Source organism: Endozoicomonas sp. ALE010, assembly GCF_049310165.1.
In the GTDB taxonomy this organism is placed as follows: domain Bacteria; phylum Pseudomonadota; class Gammaproteobacteria; order Pseudomonadales; family Endozoicomonadaceae; genus Endozoicomonas.
Genome location: NZ_JBLYNV010000107.1, coordinates 1 through 9,480 on the forward strand (window position 1 = coordinate 1; position 9,480 = coordinate 9,480).

Consider the following 9,480-nt stretch of genomic DNA (forward strand, 5'->3'; position numbering starts at 1 on the left):
TCAACACCAGGAATGGTTCGACTCTGCTGAAAATCGCACTGTTGCAAAAAGCAGGATTTGAGGTCATTGAAATTCCGGTTAACAGGCTTTGGAATCAGGATTTAATGAAACCATACATTGATCAAATAAAGACCAGGACAGGCATACCGCCACAAGGGCATGGCTCTGTATCACTTAAAAGAAGGTGGGCAGATGCGCCATACGTTACTGCTGATAAAGGCAGGCAACCCTCAGATCACGGTCACTTAACCGCCGAAGAACATTTACAAGAACAAACCCGCAAACCAGCCAAGAGGAAGAAAAAAACAGCCAGTAATCCCCTCCCTTCGATCCAGAAACTGTTTTCACATTCCTGCAAAATGAACTTCTGAACAGAACCGCAGTCTGCTTTTTATATTCTCATGAATTAATGAAATATAGTTATGAATAGATGCTCTGCTGGTATCAGTGATCAATACGCAAGATCAGGTAATGATGACAACCAGCCGGATAACCATACCGCTTCTGCAAGGGGTGGACGATATAGACAGTGTACAGTCAGACATCGGAATAATCCTTCCCATCCTGCCCCGGGGCACAATGAATTTTACTATTCACCTGACGCATGCCCTCCTCAAAATCTACTGCACCGTTCAGTAAACCTTGCTCAAGATTTTAATGCCCTCATAAAAGAAGAAATAATCATTGGCTGGGTGAATAAATCGGATCGTTTCGGTGATCGCTATGATGGGAGAGATCACGGCCTATATGCCAGTTCAATTAAAAAATACACGTCAGCTGCTAAAAGACCATTAAATCGAGACGAACAAAGCCAGCTGATACCTTTACTGCAAAATTTTTCCGTAACACGAAGCTGGAATTGGCGAAGCCTGACGACAACACTGCATTCATTGACTTCAGCGGGTGTATTTACCCCTCATAAGCCCATGGAGGAGCGGGTTAAGCGTACTCAAGCGGCCTTACTGTCAACGCTACTTGATGCCATCATATTCAAGTGCAACCAAAAACCTCCAGCCAGGGATATTGATGCCCAGGGTGTCGTCAACCTGCTGTGGGTCATGGCAAAACTGGTAGACAGCGAGCAGGAGCAAAAACCAGGACTCAACAAAGCTGTGGCCGCACTGTTGCCCCTTGTGAACACCCAAAAAGACCAATTTAATGCCCAGGGCATCAGCAACCTGCTGTGGGCCATGGCGAAACTGGTGGACAACGGGCAGCAGTTGGCACCAGAGCTTAACCAGGCCGTGGCTGCGCTACTGCCCCGCGTGAACGCACAGAAAAACCAATTTAATGCCCAGGGCATTGCCAACCTGCTGTGGGCCATGGCGAAACTGGTGGATAACAGACATGAGTTAACACCAGGGCTCAACGAGGCTGTGGCCAAACTGTTGCCCCACCTGAACGCAAAAAAAAACCAATTTATTCCTCAGCATATCGCCAACCTGCTGTGGGCCGTGGCAAAACTGGTGGACAACGGGCTGGAACAGACAGCAGAACTTAACAAGGCCGTGGCCGCGCTGTTGCCCCTCGTGAACGCAAAAAAAAAACCAATTTATTCCTCAGCATATCGCCAACCTGCTGTGGGCCATGGCAAAACTGGTGGACAACGGGCAGGAGCAAACCCCAGAACTCAACAAGGCCGTGGCCGCGCTGTTGCCCTTCGTGAACGCACAGAAAGCTAACTTTAAACCTCAGGAAATCACCAACCTGCTGTGGGCCCTGGCGAAACGGGTGGACAACGGGCAGGAGCGGACACCAGGGCTCAAAGAGACTGTGGCCGCGCTGTTGCCCCAAGTGAGCGCACCAAACAACCAATTTATTCCTCAGCATATTGCCAACCTGCTGTGGGCCATGGCGAAACTGGTGGACAACGGGCAGGAGCAGACACCAGAGCTCAAAGCCGCCCTGGCCGTACTGTTTACCGGCGTGAATGCACAGAAAAATCAATTTAACCCTCAGCATATTGCCAACCTGCTGTGGGCCATGGCGAAACTGGTGGACAATGGGCTGGAGCAAACACTAGAGCTGCACAGGGCCGTGGCCGCGCTGCTGCAACATGTGAATGTACAGAAAAACCTATTTAATGCCCAGGATATCGCCAACCTGCTGTGGGCCATGGCGAAACTGGCGGACAACGGGGCGTTGATATCAGGGCTCAACGAGGCCGTGGCCGCGCTGTTGCGACACGTCAACACAGAGCAAGCTAACTTTAAACCACAGGAAATCGCCAACCTTGTGTGGGCCATGGCGAAACTGGTGGATAACGGGGAGTGGACATCAGAGCTCAGCGAGGCCGTGACCGTGCTATTGCGCCATGTGAACACCCAGAAAGCGAACTTTAAACCACGGGAAATCACCAACCTGCTGTGGGCCACGGCGAAACTGGGTGAGTTCGTTGAGCTGAACGTGGCTACCTCTGTGTTTGAATCGCTTGTTTACCGAATCAGTGAAAATCTTCAGCTCTCACAGCAAGACATATTGATGTCGCTCTGGGGAGTAATGGTCTGCTGTGCCAGATTGTCTCTGGACTCCAATAACAATAACTGGCTTGAACCGCACATCGATGAGCTGTTTACTCGTCTGGAAAACACCTCCCCGGACAATAAAGAAGATCAATCCATCATTGCCATGGCCGCAAGCTGGCTTCGCAGGACGTGTCCGTTCGTCCCCCATTACCCGACAACCATTTCAAAACCTCAGGCCGACTTCCGCGCTCAACTCCAATCATCCATTCCCTCTTTGCGGATTGAAGAAGAAAAGTGTTTGAACTCATTACCTCCGGTTGACCTGCTACTGCCAGATCACAACATGGTGATTGAAGTGCAGGGACCATATCATTACGTGGGTGGTGATTTCACAACCAGGAATGGTTCGACTCTGCTGAAAATCGCACTGTTGCAAAAAGCAGGATTTGAGGTGATTGAAATTTCGGTTAACAGGCTTTTGAATCAGGATTTAATGAAACCATACATTGATCAAATAAAGGCCAGGATAGGCATCCCGCCACAGGGGCATGGCTCTGTATCACTTAAAAGAAGGTGGGCAGATGCGGCATACATTATTGCTGATAAAGGCAGGCAACCCACAGATCACGGTTACTTAAACGCAGAAGAGCATTTAGAAGAGCAAACCGACAAACCTGCAAAGAGGAAGAAAACAAACAGCCAGTAATCCCCTCCCTTCGACCTGTCTCTTAGTCACAACTTCTATACTTGACTTATCCTTTCTGAGATAGGTCAAGACTATGTTTACACCACTACCTCTTCAGCAATGGGCTGAACATACTTTCAAGTGCTCAGACTTAGGTGACAAGCGTCGTACAAAAAGACTAACTCATGTAGCCGCTGAGCTGGCTGCCCACACGGGCTCATCTTTAGCCTCCTCTTGTGAAAGCAACCTTGCAGTGGTTGAAGGTGCCTATCGATTTATTGGAAATGAAGCTGTAGAACCGGATGCTATTGCAGAGCCGGATTTCAGGCGACCGCGCTCGCTGTACACGATGCACAACTCTTGTTAGCCATTGAAGACAGTACCACTCTCAGCTACAAACATTCCATCAGGTCAGACTGGGCGATATAGTGAACCAAAAAATAGCAATGCCAGAGGCATTTGGGCTCACTCAGTGTTGCTTCTGGATGCTGATACTGAGCGAACAATGGGGCTGATTGATCAGCAACGCTGGATTAGAGACGACGGGGAGCGCGGCAAGCGGAACACTCGCAAGCAGCGACCTTACGAAGAAAAAAGAAAGTTTTAAGTGGCAGCAGTCCTCTGAAAGCATTGAGCACAGGCTGGGTGCCCAAATGACCAAGGTAGTTATACCAATTCCACCTTCTAAATATGAACTGCGCAGCCATTTTGAACAGCTGGATCTTCGTTGGAATTCCTCGCAATAGCCCTGCTATTACTCGTCATTCCGCCTTGCCCAGCTGTCCAAAATGACTTGCTCGATCTCATATTTAGAAGGCGGAATTGGTATTAGTGTCTGCGATCGTGAAGCCGATGTTTATGAATATATCAGTACAAGACCACTCACAGTCAAAGGTTTGTTGTCAGAGCAACACAAAACCGAATTTTAATTGGTGATAACCAACTTCTTTTTGATGCTTTGGCTGAAGAACCAACCTTGGGTGACTCTAAACGAACAGGCGTTTCCGGATGGTTAGTTGTTTGGGATGGCTGGGCGAAACTGCAAGACCGTCTCCACACTTACCGGATGACAAAGGGTGTAGAGATCTGACTAAGAGACAGCCCTTCGACCAGGAACCGTTTTCACAATCCAACAAAATGAACTTCTGCACAGAACCGCAGTCTGCTTTTAATATTTCCATGAATTAATGAAATATAATTATGCATAGAACATCTGCTGGTATCAGTGGAAAATACGCAAGACCAGGTAGTGATGACAACCATCCGGATAACCATACCGCTTCTGCAAGGCGTGGACGATATAGACAGTTTACAGTCAGACATCGGGATAATCCCCCCCGCCCTGCACTGGGGCACAATGAATTTTACCATTCTCCTGGTGCATGCCCTCCTCAAAATCTACAGCGCCGTTCGGTAAACCTTGCTCAAGATTTTAATGCGCTCATCAAACAGGAAATAATGGATGGCCTGGTGAGTAAATCTTATCGTTTCGGTGATCACTATGATGGGAGAAATCACGGGCAATATGCCAGCTCAATAAAAAAATACACGTTCGCTACTAAAAGACCGTTAAATCGAGCGGAACAAATCCAACTGATGCATTTGCTGCAAAATTTCACAGCAACGTGGAAATGGAATTGGCGAAGCCTGACGACAACACTGCACTCATTTACTTCAGCGGGTGTTTTTACCCCTCATAACCCCATAGATGAGCGTGTAAAGCATACTCAAGTTGCCTTATTGTCAACACTGCTTGATGCAATAATATTCAAGTGCAACCAAAAAGCTGAAGCCAGCTATATTGGTGCCCAGGGTGTCGCCAACCTGTTGTGGGCCATGGCGAAACTGGTAGACAGCGGGCAGGAACGAAAACCAGGGCTCAACGAGGCTGTGGCCGCACTGTTGCCCCACATGAACGGACAGAAGGACCAATTTATTCCTCAACATATTGCCAACCTGCTGTGGGCCATGGCGAAACTGGTGGACAACGGGCAGGAACAGACGCCAGAACTCAATGAGGCCGTGGCCAGCTTATTGGCCGATGTGAACGCACAGAAAGGTAACTTTAAACCACAGGAAATCGCCAACCTGCTCTGGGCCATGGCGAAACTGGTGGACAACGGGCAGGAGCAAACACCGATGCTCAGCAGAGCCGAGGCCGTTCTGTTGCCCCATGTGAGCGCACAGAAGGCTAACTTTAAACCACAGGGTATCGCCAACCTGCTGTGGGCCATGGCGAAACTGGTGGACAACAGGCAAAAGCGAACACCAGAGCGCAACGATGCGGTGGCTGCGCTGTTGCCCCACGTGAGCGCACAGACAGCAAACTTTAAACCACAGGGTATCGCCAACCTGCTGTGGGCCATGGCGAAACTGGTGGACAACGGGCAAGAGCAGACACCGGGGCTCAACAAGGCCGTGGTCGCGCTGTTGCCCCACGTAAATACACATAAAGACCAATTTAATGCCCGGGGAATCGCCAACCTGCTGTGGGCCATGGCGAAACTGGTTGATAAGGGGCTGGAGCGGACACCACAGCTCAAAGAGGCCGTTGCCACGCTGTTGCCCTTCGTGAATGCACAGAAAGCTCACTTTAAAGCACAGGAAATCGCCAACCTGCTTTGGGCCACGGCGAAACTGGTTGATAAGGGGCTTGAGCGAACACCACAGTTCAAACAGGCCGTGGCCACGCTGTTGCCCTTCGTGAACGCACAGAAAGCTAACTTTAAACCACAGGAAATCGCCAACCTGCTATGGGCCATGGCAAAACTGGTGGACAACGGGCTGGAGTGGACACCACAACTCAAAGAGGCCGTGGCCGTGCTGTTAGTGAACCCAGAGAAAGCTAACTTAAAACCACAGGAAATCGCCAACATGCTGTGGGCCATGGCGAAACTACTGGACAACGGGCAGGAGCAGACACCAGGGCTCAAAGAGGCCGTGGCCGCGCTGTTGCCCCTCGTGAACGCACAGAAAGACCAATTTATTCCTCTGCATATCGCCAACCTGCTGTGGGCCATGGCGAAACTGGTGGATAGCGGGCAAGAGCGGACACCAGAGTTTAACGAGGCCGTGGCTGCGCTGTTGCAACACGTGAACGTACAGAAAGACCTATTTAATGCCCAGAATATCGCCAACCTGCTGTGGGCCATGGCGAAGCTGGTGGACAACCGGGTGGACAACGGGAAGTGGATACCAGAACTCAACAAGGCCTTGGCCGCGCTGTTGCCTCACGTGAATGCACAGAAAGATCAGTTCATTCCTCAGCATATCGCCAACCTTGTGTGGGCCATAGCGAAACTGGTGGACAACGGGGAGTGGACATCAGAGTTCAACGAGGCCGTGGCCGCGCTGTTGCACCACGTGAACGCACACAAAGCTAACTTTAAACCAAAGGAAATCGCCAATCTGCTGTGGGCCACGGCGAAACTGGGTGAGTCCGTTGAGCTGAACATGGTTACCTCTATGTTTGAATCGCTTGTTTACCGAATCAGTGAAAACCCTCAGCTCTCACAGCAAGAAATATTGATTTCTCTCTGGGGAGTGATGGTTTGCTGTGCCAGATTGTCTCTGGATTCCAATAACAATAACTGGTTTGAAAAGCACATGGATGACCTGTTTACACGTGTGGTAAATACATCCTCAGACAATGAAGAGGATCAACGCATCATTGCCATGGCCGCCAGTTGGCTTGGGAGAGCGTGCCCGGTCATCCCCCATTACCAGACTACTATGTCAAAACGTCAATCCGAGGTTCGCGATCAACTCCAATCAGGCTTTCCCTCTTTGCAGATTGAAGAAGAAAAGAGTCTGAACTCACTGCCTCCGGTTGACCTGCTACTGCCGGATCACAACATTGTGATTGAAGTTCAGGGGCCCTCTCATTACGTGGGTGGTGATTTCAAAACCAGGAATGGTTCGACTCTGCTGAAAATCGCACTGTTGCAAAAAGCAGGATTTGAGGTCATTGAAATTCCGGTTAACAGTGTTTGGAATCAGGATTTAATGAAACCATACATTGATCAAATAAAGACCAGGACAGGCATCCCGCCACAGGGGCATGGCTCTGTATCACTCAAAAGAAGGTGGGCAGATGCGGCACGCATTACTGCTGATAAAGGCAGGCAACCCTCAAATCATGGTTACTTAACCGCCGAAGAACAAACCGGCAAACCAGCCAAGAGGAAGAAAAAAAAGCCAGTAATCCCTTCCCTTCGACCCTGGAACCGTTTTCACATTCCAGGAAAGTTCTACCAGCGTTGAAGACCTGTTACCCCTGAATTTCGTCCCGGATGCGTTGAAGATAACGGATGGTTGGCATCAGGAGCAGATGAGTTTCTCCCACTGCTTACATTGATCAACATTCCAGCAAAATGAACTTCTGAACAGAACCGCAGTCTGCTTTTTATATTCTCATGAATTAATGAAATACAGTTATGGATAGAAGCTCTGCTGGTATCAGTAGTCAATACGCAAGATCAGGCAATGATGACAACCAACCGAATGGCCAGGCGTCTTCTTCACGGCGTGGACGATATAGATATGCCACAGTCAGGCAATGGGATAACCCCTCCCGCACTGTCCCCGGGCGTAATGAATTTTACCATTCTTCTTTCACACGCTCTTCTCAACATCTACAGTACCGCTCAGTAAACCCTGCTCAGGATTTTAATGCGCTCATCAAACAGGAAATAATGGATGACCTGGCGAGTAAATCTTATCGTTTCGGTCATCGCTATGATGGGAGAGATCACGGTCTGTATGCCAGTTCAATTAAAAAATACACGTCAGCTGCTAAAAGACCGTTAAATCGAGCGGAACAAAGCCAGCTGCTGCGCTTGCTGCAAAATTTTACCGCAACACGGAGTTGGAATTGGCGAAGCCTGACGACAACACTTCATTCATTGACTTCAGCGGGTGTTTTTACCCTTCATAACCCCATGGATGAGCGTGTAAAGCTTACTCAAGCTAACTTATTGTCAACGCTACTGGATGCAATAATATTTACCTGCAACCAAAAACCTCAAGTCAGGGACATTGATGCCCAGGGAGTCGCCAACCTGCTATGGGCCATGGCTAAACTGGCGGACAACGGGCAGAAGCGAACACCAGAGTTCAACGAGGCCGTGGCCGCGCTGTTGTTCCACGTGAACACACAGAAAGACCTATTTAATGCTCAGGGTATCGCCAACCTGCTGTGGGCCATGGCAAAACTGGTGGACAAGGGGCAGGAGCGAACACAAGAGCTCAATGAGGCCGTGGCCAGGCTATTACCCGACGTGAACGCACAAAAAGCTAACTTTAAACCACAGGAAATTGCCAACCTGCTGTGGGCCATGGCGAAACTGGTGGACAACGGGCAGGAGCAGACACCAGGGCTTAAAGGGGCCGTGGCCGTGCTGTTGCCCTTCGTGAACGCACAGAAAGACCAATTTATTCCTCAGCATATCGCCAACCTGCTGTGGGCCATGGCGAAACTGGTGGACAACGGGCAGGAGCGAACACCAGAGTTTAACGAGGCCATGACCGCGCTGTTGCCACGCGTCAACACGGAGAAAGCTAACTTTAAACCACAGGAAATCGCCAACCTGCTGTGGGCCATAGCGAAACTGGTGGGTAACGGGGAGTGGACATCAGAGCTCAACGAGGCCGTGGCCGCGCTATTGCGCCACGTGAACACACAGAAAGCTAACTTTAAACCAAAGGAAATCGCCAATCTGCTGTGGGCCACCGCGAAACTGGGTGAGTTCGTTGAGCTGAACCTGGTGACCTCTATGTTCGAATCGTTTGTTTACCGAATCAGTGAACACCCTCAGCTCTTACAGCAAGACCTATTGATGTCTCTCTGGGGAGTCATGGTTTGCTGTGCCAGATTGTCTCTGGACTCCAATAACAATAACTGGCTTGAAAAGCACATGGATGAGCTGTTTACTCGTCTGGAAAATACATCCTCAGACAATGAAGACGATCAACGCATCATTGCCATGGCCGCCAGTTGGCTTGGGAGAGCGTGTCCAGTCGTCCCCCATTACCCGACAAACATTTCAAAAATCCAGGCCGACTTTCGCGATCAACTCCAATCATGCTTTCCCTCTTTGCAGATTGAAGAAGAAAAGAGTCTGAACTCATTGCCTCCGGTTGACCTGCTCCTGCCAGATCACAACATGGTGATTGAAGTTCAGGGGCCCTCTCATTACGTGGGTGGTGATTTCAACACCAGGAATGGTTCGACGCTGCTGAAAATCGCACTGTTGCAAAAAGCAGGATTTGAGGTCATTGAAATTCCGGTTAACATGCTCTTGAGTCAGGATTTAATGAAACCATACATTG

At 49.6% G+C, this 9,480-nt stretch carries 7 protein-coding genes; all 7 read left to right on the top strand.

Annotated elements, in window-relative coordinates:
* Nucleotides 1-371: hypothetical protein (locus ACO6UY_RS23360; protein ID WP_422491454.1), on the top strand; the 371-nt coding region annotated here is incomplete at its 5' end.
* Nucleotides 372-422: 51 nt separating this feature from the next.
* Nucleotides 423-1,682, top strand: coding sequence for a DUF1601 domain-containing protein (locus ACO6UY_RS23365; protein ID WP_422491455.1), 1,260 nt, complete (start codon nucleotides 423-425; stop codon nucleotides 1,680-1,682).
* On the top strand, nucleotides 1,588-3,171 hold the full coding sequence (locus ACO6UY_RS23370; RefSeq protein WP_422491457.1) for a DUF1601 domain-containing protein: 1,584 nt from the start codon (nucleotides 1,588-1,590) through the stop codon (nucleotides 3,169-3,171). Before ACO6UY_RS23365 ends, ACO6UY_RS23370 begins: the two co-directional genes overlap by 95 nt.
* 73 nt (nucleotides 3,172-3,244) lie before the next feature.
* A complete protein-coding gene (locus ACO6UY_RS23375) occupies nucleotides 3,245-3,517 on the top strand; it encodes an IS4/Tn5 family transposase DNA-binding protein (RefSeq protein WP_422491458.1) in 273 nt (90 codons plus the stop codon).
* A 105-nt stretch (nucleotides 3,518-3,622) separates the two neighbouring features.
* Nucleotides 3,623-3,757, top strand: coding sequence for a hypothetical protein (locus ACO6UY_RS23380; protein WP_422491460.1), 135 nt, complete (start codon nucleotides 3,623-3,625; stop codon nucleotides 3,755-3,757).
* Between the two features lie 593 nt (nucleotides 3,758-4,350).
* Nucleotides 4,351-7,413, top strand: coding sequence for a DUF1601 domain-containing protein (locus ACO6UY_RS23385; RefSeq protein WP_422491461.1), 3,063 nt, complete (start codon nucleotides 4,351-4,353; stop codon nucleotides 7,411-7,413).
* 173 nt (nucleotides 7,414-7,586) lie between these two features.
* Nucleotides 7,587-9,480: DUF1601 domain-containing protein (locus tag ACO6UY_RS23390; protein WP_422491463.1), on the top strand; the 1,894-nt coding region annotated here is incomplete at its 3' end.

What these genes read in the sequence shown, in the direction of transcription:
- ACO6UY_RS23370 (WP_422491457.1), top strand. Translation starts at nt 1,588, where the DNA reads ATGGCAAAACTGGTGGACAACGGGCAGGAGCAAACCCCAGAACTCAAC.
- ACO6UY_RS23375 (WP_422491458.1), top strand. Translation starts at nt 3,245, where the DNA reads ATGTTTACACCACTACCTCTTCAGCAATGGGCTGAACATACTTTCAAG.
- ACO6UY_RS23365 (WP_422491455.1), top strand. Translation starts at nt 423, where the DNA reads ATGAATAGATGCTCTGCTGGTATCAGTGATCAATACGCAAGATCAGGT.
- ACO6UY_RS23385 (WP_422491461.1), top strand. Translation starts at nt 4,351, where the DNA reads ATGCATAGAACATCTGCTGGTATCAGTGGAAAATACGCAAGACCAGGT.